This is a genomic window from Streptomyces nymphaeiformis (assembly GCF_014203895.1).
GTDB classification, from domain to species: Bacteria; Actinomycetota; Actinomycetes; order Streptomycetales; family Streptomycetaceae; genus Streptomyces; species Streptomyces nymphaeiformis.
Window position 1 is genome coordinate 233,074 of sequence record NZ_JACHJY010000007.1, and the last position, 14,388, is coordinate 247,461.

The window sequence follows — 14,388 nt, forward strand, 5'->3', positions numbered from 1 at the left end:
CCTGGACAGATCCGGGGTCGCCTCACTAGCCTCCTCCTCGCCTAATCAACTAATTGACTAGTTGCGGAGATGTGCATGAAGTCCTTCCGTCGGGCCGTCGAGGCGAACGACCACGCGGCGATCGAGGCGCTCCTCGCCGAGGACGTCGTCTTCACCAGCCCCGTGGCCTTCAAGCCCTACCCGGGCAAGGCGATCACCGCGGCCATCCTGCGCGGAGTCTCCCGCGTCTTCAGCGACTTCCGCTACGTCCGGGAGATCACCGGCGAGGACGGCCGCGACCACGCCCTCGTCTTCGAGGCCCGGGTCGGCGACCGCGCCATCACCGGCTGCGACTTCCTCCACCTGAACGAGCAGGGCCTCATCGACGACTTCATGGTCATGGTCCGGCCGCTGTCCGCCGCACACGCGCTGGCCGAGGCGATGGGGGCGCAGTTCGACCGCATCGCGGCCGAGGCGGCCGGCACCGCCCCGGCCGGCGAGTCGCCGGCTCAGTCCAGGTAGGCGGCGACCAGCTCGGCGAAGGCCTCCGGGGTGAGGACCTCGACGCCCAGTTCCTGGGCCTTGACGGCCTTCGAGCTGGGCTTGCCGTTCGCGGAAGGCGCCGCGACCAGGTAGGTGGTCCGGGAGTTGACGCTGCTGCCCGCGCGCCCGCCGGCCTTCTCTATGAGCGCGCCCATCTCGGAGCGCCCCCAGCCGTCCAGCGGGCCGGTCATCTTCCCGGTCACGACGACGGTCCTCCCGCTGAGCGGCCCGTCCACCGCGTCCTCGGCCTCCTCCTGCCGCGGCTCGGTCATGGCGACGCCCGCCGCGATCAGCTTGTCGATCACCGGGGCGAGCGCGGCGACCTGTTCCACGATGACCGGTGCCTTCTCCGGGCCTATGCCCTCGACCTCCTGGAGGGCGGCGGCGTCGGCCGCCCGGATGGCGTCCATCGTGCCGAAGTACGCGGCGATCCGCCGGGACATGCTGCGGCCCGTACCCGGCACGCCGAGCGCGCAGAAGACGCGGCTGAGGGGGCGGGACTTGGCCAGTCGGATCTGCTCGGCCAGCTTCGCGCCGCGCTTGGCGCTACCGGAGGCGGCGGTGAGCTGCTCCTCGGTGAGCGTGAAAAGATCGGCGACGTCGCCGACGACACCGGCGGCGATCAGGGCGTCGACGTACTTCCTGCCGAGCCCGTCGATGTCGAGGATGTCGCGCCCGGCGACGTACTCGATCAGCGGCGCGAGCGCACAGGCGGTGCCCTTCGCGCAGCGCCACCGCTCCTGGCTCTTGTCGATCTCCCCGCCGCAGTGGGGGCACTCCTCGGGCAGCGGCACCGGGACGGCGCCCTGCGGGCGGAGTTCGACGACGGCGGCCTGAACGCGCGGGATGATGTCGCCGGCCTTGTGGACGGTCACGGTGTCGCCGATGTGGAGGTCACGCCGCAGGATGTCGGCCGGGTTGTGGAGGGTGGCGCGGGTGACGGTGGACCCGTCCAGTTCCACGGCCGTGAGCACGGCGGTCGGGGCGAGCACACCCGTACGGCCCACTTCCCAGAACACGTCCTCGAGGACGGTCTGGCGCTCGACCGCCGGAAGCTTGTAGGCGATCGCCCAGTACGGGAAGCGGCTGCCGAAGCCCGCCGTCGCCTGCTCCGCTGCGCTGTCCGCCTTGATGACGACGCCGTCGATGCCGAACGGCAGGCCCGCGCGCATCGCGGCGATCGCGTCGACCCTCTCCTGGGCCTCGGCGAGGGTGGCGACCACATGGAGTCCGGCCGGCGTCTCCGCCGTGGTCCGCACCCCCGCCTCCGCCACCGCGGCAAGGGTCTCGGCGTGCCCGCCCCCGGCGGGCAGGAAGGACTGCTCGTCCAGGTCGACGGCGCCGTACGCCCAGAAGGTCATGGCCAGGCGGTAGGGCCGGTCCTTCGCCCTCAGCGTGCCGGCGGCGCCGTTGCGCGGATTGGCGAAGACGTCGCCGCCGTGCGCGATCCGTATCTCGTTCGCGGCCTCGAACTGCTCGTGGGTAAAGAGGACTTCACCGCGCGCCTCGAAGGTCGCGGGGACCGGCAGCTGCTCGGGGAGTCCGTCGATCGTCCCGATGACGTGGCTGACGTCCTCGCCCTGCGTACCGTCGCCGCGCGTGATGATCTGCACCAGCCGTCCGTCACGGTAACGGGCGGCGACGGCCGCACCGTCCATCTTCGGCTCGACGGTGAACCCTCCCACCGGTTCCTGCCCCAGGCGCCGCTGAAGCGACGCACCCCAGGTGACGAGCCCCTCGGGCGCGAAGACGTTGTCGAGACTGAGCAGCCGCGTGGTGTGCACGACGTCGCCCACGGGGGCGGCACCGTCGGCGACCTGATCGACGGGCGAGTCCGCGGGGACGTCCTCGGGGTGCTCGGCCTCCCAGGCCTTCACGTCGAGCCGCAGCCGGTCGTACGTGGCGTCGTCCATGACGCTGTAGCCCGCGCCGTAGTACGTGCGGGAAGCCTCACGCAGCCGCTCGACGGCGGCCTCGTACGCGGCACGGCTGGACAGGCTGAAGTGCGCCTCAACGGCGGGAGTTGTCGTCATGTCCACCATCCTGTCGGAGGGCACTGACAACGCCCCCTCGGCGCGTCCGCCGACAGGACGCGCAACGCACCGCACGCCGGCTCCGTGGGGTCGGAGCCGGCGTGCGGCGGATGCCGGCTCCCCCCGTGCGGGGAGGGAGCCGGTCGGGTGTCGCGCCGTCAGCGCGTGGCGAGGAGCGTCAGGGTGTCGATGACGCGGTTCGAGAAGCCCCACTCGTTGTCGTACCAGGCGACGACCTTGACGTGGCGTCCCTCGACGCGGGTGAGGGCCGAGTCGAAGATCGACGAGTGCGGGTTGCCCACGATGTCGGCGGAGACCAGCGGGTCCTCCGAGTACTCGAGGACGCCGGCCAGCGGGCCCTCGGCGGCGGTGCGGTAGGCCGCGAGGACGTCCTCGACGGTGACGTCGCGGGCGACGGTCGTGTTGAGCTCGACGATCGAGCCCACCGGGACCGGCACGCGGATCGAGTCGCCGGACAGCTTGCCGTCCAGGTTCGGCAGCACCAGGCCGATGGCCTTCGCGGCGCCCGTGGAGGTCGGCACGATGTTGACGCCGGCGGCGCGGGCGCGGCGCGGGTCGCGGTGCGGGCCGTCCTGCAGGTTCTGCTCCTGCGTGTAGGCGTGAACCGTCGTCATGAAGCCGTGCTCGATGCCGGCGAGGTCGTCGAGGACCTTCGCGAGGGGCGCCAGCGCGTTGGTCGTGCAGGAGGCGTTCGAGACGATCGTGTGCAGTTCGGCGTCGTACGCGTCGGTGTTCACGCCGTACGCGAGGGTGACGTCGGCGCCGTCCGCGGGCGCGCTGACGAGGACCTTCTTCGCACCGGCGTCGAGGTGCGCGCGGGCGGCCTTGGCCGAGGTGAAGCGGCCGGTGGACTCCAGGACGATGTCGACGCCGAGTTCGGCCCACGGCAGGTCCGCCGGCTCGCGCTCGGCGAGGACCTTGATGCGGCGGCCGTCGACGACGAGGGTGTCGCCGTCGACGGTGACCGGGCGGCCCAGGCGGCCCGAGGTCGAGTCGAAGGCGAGGAGCCGCGCGAGGGCGGTGGGCTCCGTCAGGTCGTTGACGGCGACGACCTCGAGCTCGGTGTCGCGCTCGAGCAGCGCGCGGAGCACGTTGCGTCCGATGCGGCCGAAACCATTGATGGCGATGCGAGTCATGAGTGGTGTCCCTTCCGACCTTCCGATTCGCCACCCAGGTTCGCGCGGATCACTGGTCTCAACCAGCGGCGTGATCGCCACGGTCCGCAAGTATCGCGCCAAGATCCCGCCACGGTGCCGAAAGGGGGTCCGCCGAGGGGTCTGGCGTGGGGTTATTCCCCTTGTGCGAAGGTGCGCCGGTAGTCGCTCGGGGTCGTGCCGAGGATGCGCTGGAAGTGCAGCCGCAGATTGGCTCCGGTGCCCAGGCCGACGTCGGCGGCGATCTGCTCGACGCCCCGCTCGGACCGTTCGAGCAGTTCGCGGGCCATGTCGACGCGGGCGCGCATGACCCACTGCATCGGCGTGTAGCCGGTGTCCTCGGCGAACCGCCGCGAGAAGGTGCGCGGCGACACCGCCGCGTTCCGGGCGAGTATCTCCAGGGTGAGGGGCTCGCCGAGCCGGTGCAGCGCCCATTCGCGGGTGGCGGCGAACCGCTCGCCGAGCGGCTCCGGCACGCTGCGCGGCACGTACTGCGCCTGGCCGCCGCTGCGGTACGGGGCGGCGACGAGCCGCCGGGCGGCGTGGTTCGAGGCGCCCATCCCGAGGTCCCGGCGCAGGATGTGGAGGCAGAGGTCGATGCCGGAGGCGGCGCCGGCGGACGTGAGGATGCTGCCCTCGTCGACGAAGAGGACGTTCTCGTCGACCCGGATCAGGGGCCGCTTGGCCGCGAGCGCCCGCGCGTAGTGCCAGTGCGTCGTGGCCCGTTTGCCGTCGAGGAGGCCCGTGGCGGCGAGGGCGAAGGCGCCCGTCGAGATGGCGGCCAGCCGCGCCCCGCGCTGGTGGGCGGCGATCAGCGCGTCGACGACGGCGCGCGGCGGGTCCTCGCGGTCCGGGTGCCGGTAGCCGGGGACGAAGACGATGTCGGCCCAGTCGAGCGCCTCCAGGCCGTGGGCGACCTGGTACGCCAGCCCGTCGCCGCCGGCCACGACGCCGGGCACCGCGCCGCAGACCCGTACCTCGTACGGCATGCTCGCCCGGGTCGTGAACACCTGCGCGGGGATTCCGACGTCGAGGGGTTTGGCGCCTTCGAGGACGAGGACGGCGACGCGGTGGAGACGGGATGCAGACACGTCCACGAGGGTACGCGGCCGAGCGTCCTCGCTGGTCAGCGGCGGTCACGGACGTTCCCGGCCGCCGCTCGGGAGCGCCCTCAGCCGCGCCAGAGGACGCGGGCCGTGCGGGCGAGGACGCGGGGGCCGGTGAGGGCCTTCGGGTGCCTGCGCATGTGGACGACGTCCATGTACGTCTGGTTCACCCGCGCGTCCCTGACCGACGCGGTCGTGATGTGGTCGCCCGCCCAGCGCAGGAACCGGTAGCCACGGGGGTACGGGCCCGTGACGTGCGGCTGTGCGAGGTCGGCGGTCGTCGAGAGCTGCCAGGCGGCGTCGACGACCACGGCGGCCCGCCGGAAGTAGTCCCGGGCCGGGTCGTGCGGCGAGGCGCCGCTCCTGAGGTGGACGTGGAGCGAGGAGGCCTGGAGCGCGGCGAGGGTCAGCCCCTGGCCGTAGACGGGGTTCACGGTCGCCATGGCGTCCCCCACGACGACGAGCCCGCCGGGGAACTTCGTCAGGTCGGTGAACCGGCGCCGGCGGCTCTCGCGGAAGTGGAAGGGCTCCACCGCGCCGATCATCTCGCACCGGTCCGCTATCTCGCGGAGGGGGGCGACGCAGCGCCTCATCCGGGCGAGGAACTCCGCGCGGTCCCGCCCCGGGCGGTGGCCGGCGTATCCGGCGAGGACGACGGACCAGGCGTCGCCCTCGACGGCGGCCAGGGCCCCGGGTTCGCACACCGCCGGCTGGTAGTCGCTGGCCGGGCCCGGTGTGGAGTGGGCGATCACCGTGTCCGGGAGCTCGCTCCCCCGGGCGAAGCGGGCCGTGGCGTAGCCGAGGTCGACGCGCATGCGGTCCGCCGGGGCCTGGCCCCAGCCCTCGGCGGCGAGCCAGTTGCCGAGCCGGCTGGAGCGGCCCATGGCGTCGACGACCAGATCCGCCCGCACGTCGTACTCGTCGCCCTTCCCGGCCGCTTCGGCGTCCCCGGCCCGCGGCGCGCCCGCCGCCGCGAGGCGGGCCCCGACGACCCGTCCGCCCCGGAGGAGCAGTCCCTTGCCGGTGGCGGGCTCCAGGCGGACGTTGTCGAGGGCCGTGACGCGGCGCCGTACGTGCGTCTCGACGAACGGACGGGTCGCGCCGAGCATCCGTGCGTCGGCGACCGGTGCCTTGAGCACGCCGTCGACGTAGAACCGGACCTCGTCGCCCCGGCCGAGGCGGGCGCCGCCGCTCACCATCTCCCCGGTGATGCCCGGGAAGAAGCGCTCGATCTGGGTGTGGCCCATGGCGAGCAGGGCGTGCAGCTGCCGCCGGTGCGGCGCGCCGGGCCCCGTGCCGTCCCCGCCTTCGAGGAGGTCGGGTTCGACGACCACGACCTCCTCGGCGAAGTCGCTCAGGACCCGGGCGGCCAGCAGCCCGGCGAAGCTCCCCCCAGAACAACGGCGCGCTTCACGTGCTCCCCCTCCGTACCGGGTCCGTCATCGGGTCGCCGCGAAGATCATCGCGACGGCCGGGACCCTACCGTGCCGGAGCACCGCCGAGGGCACTCCGGCGAGGTCGCGGTGGTCAGGCCTGGTACTCGGTGAGGTCGATGGCGTAGACCCGCAGGGGCACGCCGAAGACCGGGTGGCTCGTCTCCCGCTCCGGCACCATGCCGAGCTTGCGCATGACGTTCTCGGAGGCCTTGTTGGCGGCGTGGGTGATGGCGACGACCCGGTCGAGGCCGCGGTCCTGGAGGGCGAACTCCAGGACGGCGTGGGCGGCCTCGGAGGCGTACCCCTGGCCCCAGAACTGCCGGCCGAGCCGCCAGCCGATCTCCACGTCGGGGAGCACCTCGGGGAGGAACTCCGGCACGGAGAGGCCCGCGAAGCCGATCAGTTCGCCGGAACCGAGGAGTTCGACGGCGAAGAGCCCGAAGCCCTCCTCGTCCCACTCCTCCTCGCACCGCTCGATGCCCTCCGCGGTCTGCTCCAGGTCCCGGACCGAGCCGTCGCCGATCCAGCGCATGACCTCGGGGTCGGCGTTGATCTCGGCCATGGGGACGAGGTCGTCGTCGGTCCAGCGGCGGAGCAGGAGTCGGGGGGTGAGGATCTCGGTCATGAACCCATCCTGACGCATGCGGGGCCCCATGGGTGTCCGGGTCAGCGGTAGTACGCCTCGACCACGGCCCGTACCTCGCCGAGCAGCGCGGGGCCGTCCTGCGGTACGGGCGGGCGGCCGTCGCCCGGGCGGATGTCGAGGAGCTGTGCGCCGGAGAGGGCGTACACGACGCGGCGGAGGCCCGCCTGCCGGATGACCGCCGCGCACATGTCGCACGGCTGGCAGCTGGTGTACATCGTGGTCTCGGCCGCGGTGGCCGGGTCCAGTTCCCGGGCTGCCCATCGCGCGAGCTTCAGTTCGGGGTGCGCCGTGATGTCCCGGTCGGTGAGGGTGGTGTTGTGCTCCTCGGCGAGGACCGTCCCGTCCGGTGCGGCGAGGAGCGAACCGAAGGGCGGATCGCCGCCGTCCCGTGCCGTGGCGGCGAGGGCGATGGCGCGGCGGAGCAGGGTGTGGTCGTCGGCTGTCGTCATGACGCATCCGTTCCGGAGAGGTGGGCGGCCACGGTGGCGAGTGCCTGCCAGGCCGTCTGCGGGTGGGTCGTCTCGTGGGGATCGCCGCCGTACGGGTCGAGGACGACGGTGTCGGCCCCCATCCGCCGCAGCTGGTCCAGGTCGTCCATGACCTGCTCGATGGTCCCCTCCCCCGCGACGCGGTCGGGTCCGCCGACGGGTGCGGCGGTGAGCTTGAGGGCGATACGAGGGGCCGTCGCGGGTACGGGGAGCCGCTGCTCGTCCGCGTACTCCTTCAGCCGTGCGGCTCCTTCTCGCAGCTGCGGCAAGGTGCGGCGGAGTGGATGCCAGGCATCCCCGAACCGTACGGCGCGACGCAGGCCGGCGTCGCTGTGGCCGCCGATCCAGACCGGGATCCGGCGGTCTCCGTACGCGGCGGAGTCGGCCCAGGCCTCGCGCAGGGCGTGGAGGTGTTCGTCGGTGAGCCGTCCCCGGCGCGCGAACGGGATCCCGAGGGCTTCGAACTCCTGCCGCGCCCAGCCCGCTCCCACCCCGAGGACGAGCCGGCCTCCGCTGAGCGCGTCGAGGTTGGCCGCCATGCGGGCAGTGAGCAGCGGGTGCCGGTACGGGGCGATGAGGACGGTGGTGCCGAGCCGGACGCGGGTGGTGACGCCGGCGAGCCACGACAGGGTGGTGAACGGCTCGTAGAAGGGGGCCGGATAGCGCTCGGCGACATCGGGGGTGATGGCGATGTGGTCCGAGACCATCAGCAGGTCGAAGCCCAGGCCCTCCACGGTCTGGGCCCAGCTGCGCAGGATTCCGGGGTCGGCGCCGGGGCCGAAGTTGAGGATGTTCACTCCGATCTTCACGCGGCACAGGCTAGCCAGGCACGCGGGGCGATCAGAAGTGATTCCCGCCTGTTCAGGGGCCGTTCGGCCGTGGATTCGCCGGTAATCTGATCGGATGACCGAGAGTCTCGACGGAACCGACTGGGCGATTCTGACGGAGCTTCAGCGCGATGCCCGGATCGCCTACACGGAGCTGGCACGGCGGGTGAACCTGAGCGCCTCGGCGACGAAGGAGCGGGTGCGGCGCCTGGAGGAGTCCGGGGTGGTCACCGGCTACCGGGCGGAGGTGGACCTGGAGCGGATCGGGTACGCGGTCCTCGCGGTCGTACGCCTCAAGTACCCGGGGACGCGTCACGCACCGCTGCGCCGGCTGCTCGACGAGCGCGGGGAGATCCTGGAGTGCCTCCGTACGACCGGGGACGACTGCTACGTCCTGAAGGTGGCAGCCGCGTCGATGGCGCATCTGGAGGAGATCGTGGACGCGCTGGCGGAGTTCGGCAGCACGACCACCAACCTCGTCTTCAGCCGCCCCCTGCCACCGCGCGGCCCGAGCGGACCGCCGCCGGACAGGCCCTAACGGTCGGCCTGCCCCTGTGTGAGGTCGGCCGGGTCGGTGTTGGCGCCGCAGAGGACGACGCAGATCTTCTCGCCCGGCGACGGGCGGTAGCCGGCAGGGGCGTCGGACGGGGTGGTGAGGGCCGCCAGGGCGGTGGCGGCGGCGTGTTCGACGGCGAGGCGGCGGTCGTCCCAGAGGGCGCGGCGGGCGCGGACGATGTCGGTGTCCGTGACGAGGACGGTGTGGACGTCGGACTCCTGGGCGGCGGCCACGGCGAGGGAGGTGGCGCGGCGGGCGCCGAGGGCGTCGGCGGCGACGGAGTCGACCGTGACGTCGACGGGGTGTCCGGCCCGGAGGGCGGCGTCGAGGGCGCGGGAGTTCTCGGGTTCGACGGCGACGGTACGGATGCCGTGGTGCCGGGCGGCCGTGGCGACGCCGGCGAGGAGCCCGCCGCCGCCGACGGAGACGACGACGGTGTCGAGGTCCGGGATCCGCCGGTGGATCTCGTCGAGGAGGGTGCCGGCGCCGGCGGCGATCAGGGGGTGGTCGTACGCGTGGGAGGCGAGGGCGCCGCTGTCGGCCGCGAACGCCTCGCAGGCGGCGAGCGCCTCGGCGTACTCGGTCCCGACGAGCCGCACGTCGGCGCCGTAGCCGCGCAGCTTGTCGATCTTCACCTGGGGTGCGGTCACCGGCAGGAAGACGGTGGCGCGGACGCCCTGCCGACGGGCCGCCCAGGCGCAGGCGAGGCCCGCGTTGCCGCCGGAGGCGATGGTGACGCCGGCGGCCGGGAGGGTGCCCTCCTCCCGGTGGGCGAGGAGGAAGTTCTGCGCACCGCGGGCCTTGAAGGAGCCGGTGTGCTGCAGGAGTTCAAGGGCGAGGTGGAGCTCGTACGTCTCGTCTGCGGGTTCGGCGGGGGTGACCGTGACGGGGCGGACGTGGCCGCCGATCCGGTCGGCGGCGGTCTTGACGTCGGCGTACGCGAGGGTGGGCACCAGATGCTCCTGAAGGGCCGGGACCGGGCGGTCGTGCGGACGATCTTCTCAGCGTCCGGCGGGCGCGGGAAGGCCGCGCGGTCCGGAGGCTTCCGAGGGCCTTCCTCGCGCCTCGGGACCTCAGGGCCGCCGCGCCTCCGGGAACGCGGTTGACCAGGCATTCCGTCGCAGGCGATAGTGACGCCTCTTGGCCGGGAACAGTCGGCCGGAATCTCAGGGGTGGGGACTCTTGCACAGCGAAGAAGACGCCGCGTCCGCCTGCGCTCACGCGACCGCGCTGATCGCGGCGGGCCGGCTCGCGGAGGCGCGGGAGGTCGCGGAGACGGCCCTGGAAACGGACGGTCCCGAGCCGACGCTCCTCCTCGTCGTGGCCCGCGCGCACATGGCGGAGGACGAGGACGACCACGACGACGACGCCGAGCGGGTCTTCCGCCGGGCCCTCGACCTCTTCCCCGACCACGTCGACCTCCTCGCCGGGTACGCCGAGCTCTGTCTGCGGTCCGACGCCCTGGACCGACCGGGCCGCCACGCGCGCGGCCCCGTCCTGCTCGAACGGCTCCGGGAACTGGCGCCCGACTCCCCGCAGCTGCTGCGGGCCACCGCCTCGACCTCGGTCCTCGCCACGGCCGTGGCCAAGGGACCGTCGGCCGCCCTCGTGCAGAGTCTCGACCTCCTCCAGGCGCTCACCACCGCCGCCTCGCCGGAGGCCGCGGAGAAGGACGCGCGGCGGCGGGCGGCCCTCGCGCCGTACGACCGGCGGCTCGCCGTCCTCGACGCGACGCTCACCGCGCTCGCCCGTCCCGGCCGGGCCCCGCTGCGCCTGCTCGTGCGCCGCAGGCCGGAGTATCTGTTCCTCGCCCAGCTGACGGTGGCCGTACTGCTGCTTGCGCGTCATGTGCTCGGGCCGTTCCCGCTCTGGGTCACGTGCGCGGTCGTCGTCCTCCTCCAGCTCCCCCTCCTGGCGCTGCGGCTGCTGCTGCGCGGCGCCCGCGCGCGTGGTGGGGCGCGGGCCTCGGGAGCGAGTGCAGCGGGGCCCGCCCCGGCGGAGCCGCCGTTGCCCGCCGTGCGGCCGTACACACGGCGTCAACTGGTTCTCATCGGCGCCGGTGCCGCGCTCGCCTTCAGCGCCTTCGTGACGACGACCGTCCTGACGCACCTGGAGGACATCGCGTATCCGCGGTACGAGGCGGCCGCCCCGTACACCTTCCGGGGGATGACGCGGACGGACACGGGCGACGAGCTGGACACCACCGCGGCGAGCGACCCGAGCGGTCGGGTCGCGGCGGCGTTCACGTACTTCTACACGGGCGGTTCGGGCGACGGGTCCGAGCTCGCCGTCACCGCGTCCACCGGCGACTTCCACGACGCCACCGCCGCCATGGTGTACGAGAGCGACACGCTCCTGTCGAGCACGCCCGGTGTGGGCTCGCTCGACGACAGCTGGAGGGCGGACGCGGGCGCCTACGGCGGCTGGATGCAGTGCTCGCGGTACGTCGAGTACATCACCGGCGAGCACAAGGCGATCTGCTTCTGGGCGGACAAGGGCAGCATGGGGTCGGTCTCGTTCAAGGCCTCGGACATGTCGCACGCCGACGTCGAGGGGCTCGCCCGTACGACACGGCAGACCGTGCTGCTCCCCGCCTCGTCGGATTCCTGACGTCCTCTCCGGATCCTGACGGCACGGGACCGCCCCGGAGGCGCCGGCTGCCTCCGGGGCGGTCCCGTTCCCGCCTTCCCGCTCTCGGGTCTTACGGGACGATCTTCAGGAGGCGGTTCGGGGAGCCGCTGCCCGGGCTGGTCACCTTGTTGGGCGTGGCGCCGTTGACCAGCGCGGTGGCGACCTGGGCCGGGGTGGCGGAGGGGTGGCCCGCCAGGTAGATCGCGGCGGCGCCCGCCACGTGCGGGGTCGCCATCGAGGTGCCGGAGATGGTGTTGGTGGCGGTGTCGCTGGTGTTCCAGCCGGCGGTGATGGAGACGCCGGGGGCGAAGAGGTCGAGGACCGAACCGTAGTTGGACCAGCTGGCCTTGGCGTCGGTGTTGTTCGTGGCGCCGACCGTGAGGGCGGCGGCGACGCGGGCGGGCGACGAGGAGGAGGCGTTGGTGCCGGAGTTGCCGGCGGCGACCGCGTAGGTGACGCCGTCGGCGATGGAGTTCTTCACCGCGTTGTCGAGGGCGGTGGAGGCGCCGCCGCCGAGGGAGAGGTTGGCCACGGCGGGGGCGCCGGTGGCGTGGTTGGCGGTGACCCAGTCGATGCCCGCGATGACGCCGGCGGTGGTGCCGGAGCCGTTGTTGTCGAGGACGCGGACGGCGACGATCTTCGCCGCCTTGGCCACGCCGTAGGTGGAGCCGGCGATGGTCGTGGCGACGTGGGTGCCGTGCCCGTTGCCGTCCTGGGCGACCGTGTCCCCGTCGACGGCGTCGTAGCCGTTGACGGCGCGTCCGGCGAGCTCGGAGTGGGTGATCCGCACGCCGGTGTCGATGACGTAGGCGGTGACCCCGCTGCCGGCGCTGTCGGGGTACGTGTACGTGCCGGACAGCGGCAGATCGGCCTGGTCGATGCGGTCAAGGCCCCAGGGCGCGTTGGACTGGGTCGCGTCGGCGCGGACGACCTGGTTCTGCTCGACGGAGGCGACGGCCGGGTCGGCGGCGAGGCGGCGGGCCTCGGTCGCGCCGAGGGTGGCCGTGTAGCCGTCGAGGGCGGAGCCGAAGGTCTTGCGGACCGTGCCGCCGTAACCGGCTATCAGGTTCCGCCCCTTGGCGGAGGCGGCCTTGAAGCCGGCGCCCTGCTTGAGGGTGACGATGTAGCTGCCGGGGACCGCGTCGGCCGAGTCGGCCGCGAGGACGGTGCCTTCGGCGGGGGTCGCCTGGGCGGGGACGGCGGCGAAGGTGCCGAGCAGGGCGGCGGCGGTCGCGGCGGAGGCCGTCACGGCGAGGCGCGTCTTGTTGCTCCGGGGGAGTGCCATTGCGAGGGAGTCCTCCTCATGGGCGTCGCGCCCGACGGGTGGGGGCGGCGCGACTGTGGGGGTGGTGCGCGTGGGGTCACGCGCACGGTCGGGACCGTGTGTCCGGTCCCGGCGTGATCAGCAGCCTGTCCGCTCCACGGGCGTGACTCAAGGGAGTTGGGGTCTTGTCATGCATCCGCCATACGCTTGCAACGGAACCCCCGGGGAAGCCGGAGCGCCTGGCTGAATCGGACGCTCCGGTGGCCGGAATCCCGAGGGCTCGGCACCCTGCTCGCCGCGTGCGCCCGCTCCTCCCCCGCGGGTGACGACGCGTCGGCTAGCGTCGGGAGGAAGCAGGCCGGTGACACCGGACGCCATCCGAAAGGACGCACCCCCATGCCCCTCGAAGGCGAGTACGAGCCCAGCCCGACGTCGTGGGTACGCGAGCAGGTCGAGCTGTACGAATCGTCCGGCGGCACCCAGGGCACGACGATGCGGGGCCTCCCCGTCATCCTGGTCACGAACCTCGGCGCCCGGAGCGGCAAGCTCCGCAAGACCCCGCTCATGCGGGTCGAGCACGAGGGCGCGTACGCGCTCGTCGCGTCCAAGGGCGGTTCGGTCGACCACCCCGTCTGGTACCACAACCTGGTGGCCACGCCCCTGGTCGAACTGCGCGACGGCACGCAGGTGTGGGACATGAAGACCCGTCTGGTCACCGGCGAGGAACGCCAGACCTGGTGGGAGCGGGCCGTCGCCGCGTTCCCCGACTACGCCGACTACCAGCGCAAGACCGACCGGGAGATCCCCGTCTTCGTCGCCGAGCCGGTCGTCCAGGACGCGTAGGCGCGCGCCGGCATCGCCCTTGCCTTCGCGTGCGCTCCAGGTCCTAGCGTCCCGGTCGTGAAGGCCTCCGCCCTGGCGGGCCGTGCTCGAGACGGGAGTGATCCGATGAAGGTGCTGGTGACCGGCGGGACGAGCGGGCTGGGTCTCGCCATGGCCTCCGCCCTGGCCGCGGCGGGCGCGACGGTCGCGCTGACCGGCCGGTCCGGGCGGCGCGCGAGGGCGGTCGCCGCCGGACTGCCGGGGGCGGTCGGGGTGGAGATGGACGTACGGGACGAGTCGTCCGTGGCCGGGGCCGTCGAAGAGGCGTGGTCCCGGCTCGGCGGCGTCGACATGCTGGTGAACAACGCCGGGATCGGCATGCGCACGGTCAACCCGCGTTTCATGACGCACCCGCAGGGCTTCTGGGAGGTGCCGGTCGCGGGCTTCCGCGCGGTGATCGAGACCAATCTGACGGGGTACTTCCTGGTGGCGCGCGAGGTCACGCCCCGGATGCTGGCCGCCGGCGGCGGCCGCATCGTCAACATCGCGGTGAGCGAGTCGACCACGCACCGGGCCGGGTTCGTCCCCTACGGGCCGTCCCGGGCGGGCAGCGAGTCACTGTCCCGGATCATGGCCGCCGATCTGCGGGACACGGGCGTCACCGTCAACCTGCTGCTCCCCGGGGGCCCGACCGTCACCGGAATGCTGCCCCTCGACACCGTGCCCGAGGACCGGCGGTTCCTGGAGCCCTCGGTCATGGGCCCGCCCATCGTCTGGCTGGCGTCCGACGACGCGGCCGGCGTGCACGACGAGCGCGTCGTCGCCGTCGAGTTCGACCGCTGGCTGCGCGGCAGGAACGGCTGACGGTGGGGCGGGCCGACC

The 14,388-nt window shown here is 73.2% G+C and carries 14 protein-coding genes; 5 read left to right on the plus strand and 9 right to left on the minus strand.

The window, feature by feature from the left end:
• Nucleotides 1-75 precede the first annotated feature (75 nt).
• Nucleotides 76-501 (plus strand): nuclear transport factor 2 family protein, encoded by a 426-nt coding sequence (locus GGE06_RS24435; RefSeq protein WP_116164415.1) that lies wholly within the window; start codon nucleotides 76-78, stop codon nucleotides 499-501.
• Here the strand turns inward: GGE06_RS24435 and ligA are convergent.
• The 7 genes from ligA to GGE06_RS24470 all read right to left on the minus strand — a co-directional run bounded on the left by ligA (nucleotide 489) and on the right by GGE06_RS24470 (nucleotide 8,215).
• Nucleotides 489-2,555, minus strand: a complete 2,067-nt coding sequence (ligA, locus tag GGE06_RS24440) for an NAD-dependent DNA ligase LigA (RefSeq protein WP_184931717.1) — start codon at nucleotides 2,553-2,555, stop codon at nucleotides 489-491. The genes GGE06_RS24435 and ligA overlap by 13 nt on opposite strands.
• A gap of 158 nt (nucleotides 2,556-2,713) precedes the next feature.
• Complete coding sequence (gap, locus tag GGE06_RS24445; protein ID WP_116164411.1) at nucleotides 2,714-3,712, minus strand: type I glyceraldehyde-3-phosphate dehydrogenase; 999 nt, start codon at nucleotides 3,710-3,712, stop codon at nucleotides 2,714-2,716.
• Between the two features lie 152 nt (nucleotides 3,713-3,864).
• Nucleotides 3,865-4,821 carry a GlxA family transcriptional regulator gene (locus GGE06_RS24450; protein WP_116165771.1) on the minus strand — a complete coding sequence of 319 codons (957 nt, stop codon included), beginning with the start codon at nucleotides 4,819-4,821 and terminating at the stop codon, nucleotides 3,865-3,867.
• Between the two features lie 80 nt (nucleotides 4,822-4,901).
• Nucleotides 4,902-6,170: an FAD-dependent monooxygenase family protein gene (locus GGE06_RS24455; protein ID WP_312883272.1), complete on the minus strand. Its 1,269-nt coding sequence runs from the start codon at nucleotides 6,168-6,170 to the stop codon at nucleotides 4,902-4,904.
• Nucleotides 6,171-6,363: 193 nt separating this feature from the next.
• The gene (locus GGE06_RS24460) at nucleotides 6,364-6,897 is read right to left on the minus strand and encodes a GNAT family N-acetyltransferase (protein ID WP_116164407.1); all 534 of its coding nucleotides are present in this window, start codon (nucleotides 6,895-6,897) and stop codon (nucleotides 6,364-6,366) included.
• A gap of 41 nt (nucleotides 6,898-6,938) precedes the next feature.
• Entirely contained in the window at nucleotides 6,939-7,367 is a 429-nt protein-coding gene (locus GGE06_RS24465) for a nucleoside deaminase (RefSeq protein ID WP_116164405.1), read from the minus strand.
• Nucleotides 7,364-8,215 (minus strand): TIGR03619 family F420-dependent LLM class oxidoreductase, encoded by an 852-nt coding sequence (locus GGE06_RS24470; protein ID WP_116164403.1) that lies wholly within the window; start codon nucleotides 8,213-8,215, stop codon nucleotides 7,364-7,366. Before GGE06_RS24470 ends, GGE06_RS24465 begins: the two co-directional genes overlap by 4 nt.
• 94 nt (nucleotides 8,216-8,309) lie before the next feature.
• Between GGE06_RS24470 and GGE06_RS24475 the strand changes: the two genes are divergently transcribed.
• Nucleotides 8,310-8,771 (plus strand): Lrp/AsnC family transcriptional regulator, encoded by a 462-nt coding sequence (locus GGE06_RS24475; protein WP_116164401.1) that lies wholly within the window; start codon nucleotides 8,310-8,312, stop codon nucleotides 8,769-8,771.
• On the opposite strand, the gene GGE06_RS24480 is transcribed toward GGE06_RS24475, so the two are convergent.
• On the minus strand, nucleotides 8,768-9,745 hold the full coding sequence (locus GGE06_RS24480) for a serine/threonine dehydratase (protein WP_221518516.1): 978 nt from the start codon (nucleotides 9,743-9,745) through the stop codon (nucleotides 8,768-8,770). The two genes, GGE06_RS24475 and GGE06_RS24480, sit on opposite strands and share 4 nt — an antisense overlap.
• 226 nt (nucleotides 9,746-9,971) lie before the next feature.
• Between GGE06_RS24480 and GGE06_RS24485 the strand changes: the two genes are divergently transcribed.
• On the plus strand, nucleotides 9,972-11,399 hold the full coding sequence (locus GGE06_RS24485) for a tetratricopeptide repeat protein (RefSeq protein ID WP_184931719.1): 1,428 nt from the start codon (nucleotides 9,972-9,974) through the stop codon (nucleotides 11,397-11,399).
• A gap of 91 nt (nucleotides 11,400-11,490) precedes the next feature.
• On the opposite strand, the gene GGE06_RS24490 is transcribed toward GGE06_RS24485, so the two are convergent.
• Nucleotides 11,491-12,705 (minus strand): S8 family peptidase, encoded by a 1,215-nt coding sequence (locus GGE06_RS24490; protein ID WP_184931720.1) that lies wholly within the window; start codon nucleotides 12,703-12,705, stop codon nucleotides 11,491-11,493.
• A gap of 375 nt (nucleotides 12,706-13,080) precedes the next feature.
• On the opposite strand from GGE06_RS24490, the gene GGE06_RS24495 reads away from it, so the two are divergent.
• Both GGE06_RS24495 and GGE06_RS24500 read left to right on the plus strand, forming a co-directional pair.
• Nucleotides 13,081-13,527 (plus strand): nitroreductase family deazaflavin-dependent oxidoreductase, encoded by a 447-nt coding sequence (locus GGE06_RS24495; protein WP_184931721.1) that lies wholly within the window; start codon nucleotides 13,081-13,083, stop codon nucleotides 13,525-13,527.
• Between the two features lie 105 nt (nucleotides 13,528-13,632).
• Nucleotides 13,633-14,370 carry an SDR family oxidoreductase gene (locus GGE06_RS24500; RefSeq protein ID WP_116164391.1) on the plus strand — a complete coding sequence of 246 codons (738 nt, stop codon included), beginning with the start codon at nucleotides 13,633-13,635 and terminating at the stop codon, nucleotides 14,368-14,370.
• The last annotated feature ends 18 nt before the right edge of the window (nucleotides 14,371-14,388 follow it).

Excerpts from the sequence above, each read along its gene's own strand:
- GGE06_RS24435 (WP_116164415.1), top strand. The coding sequence starts at position 76 with ATGAAGTCCTTCCGTCGGGCCGTCGAGGCGAACGACCACGCGGCGATC.
- ligA (WP_184931717.1), bottom strand. The coding sequence starts at position 2,555 with ATGACGACAACTCCCGCCGTTGAGGCGCACTTCAGCCTGTCCAGCCGT.
- gap (WP_116164411.1), bottom strand. The coding sequence starts at position 3,712 with ATGACTCGCATCGCCATCAATGGTTTCGGCCGCATCGGACGCAACGTG.
- GGE06_RS24460 (WP_116164407.1), bottom strand. The coding sequence starts at position 6,897 with ATGACCGAGATCCTCACCCCCCGACTCCTGCTCCGCCGCTGGACCGAC.
- GGE06_RS24465 (WP_116164405.1), bottom strand. The coding sequence starts at position 7,367 with ATGACGACAGCCGACGACCACACCCTGCTCCGCCGCGCCATCGCCCTC.
- GGE06_RS24475 (WP_116164401.1), top strand. The coding sequence starts at position 8,310 with ATGACCGAGAGTCTCGACGGAACCGACTGGGCGATTCTGACGGAGCTT.
- GGE06_RS24490 (WP_184931720.1), bottom strand. The coding sequence starts at position 12,705 with ATGGCACTCCCCCGGAGCAACAAGACGCGCCTCGCCGTGACGGCCTCC.
- GGE06_RS24495 (WP_184931721.1), top strand. The coding sequence starts at position 13,081 with ATGCCCCTCGAAGGCGAGTACGAGCCCAGCCCGACGTCGTGGGTACGC.
- GGE06_RS24500 (WP_116164391.1), top strand. The coding sequence starts at position 13,633 with ATGAAGGTGCTGGTGACCGGCGGGACGAGCGGGCTGGGTCTCGCCATG.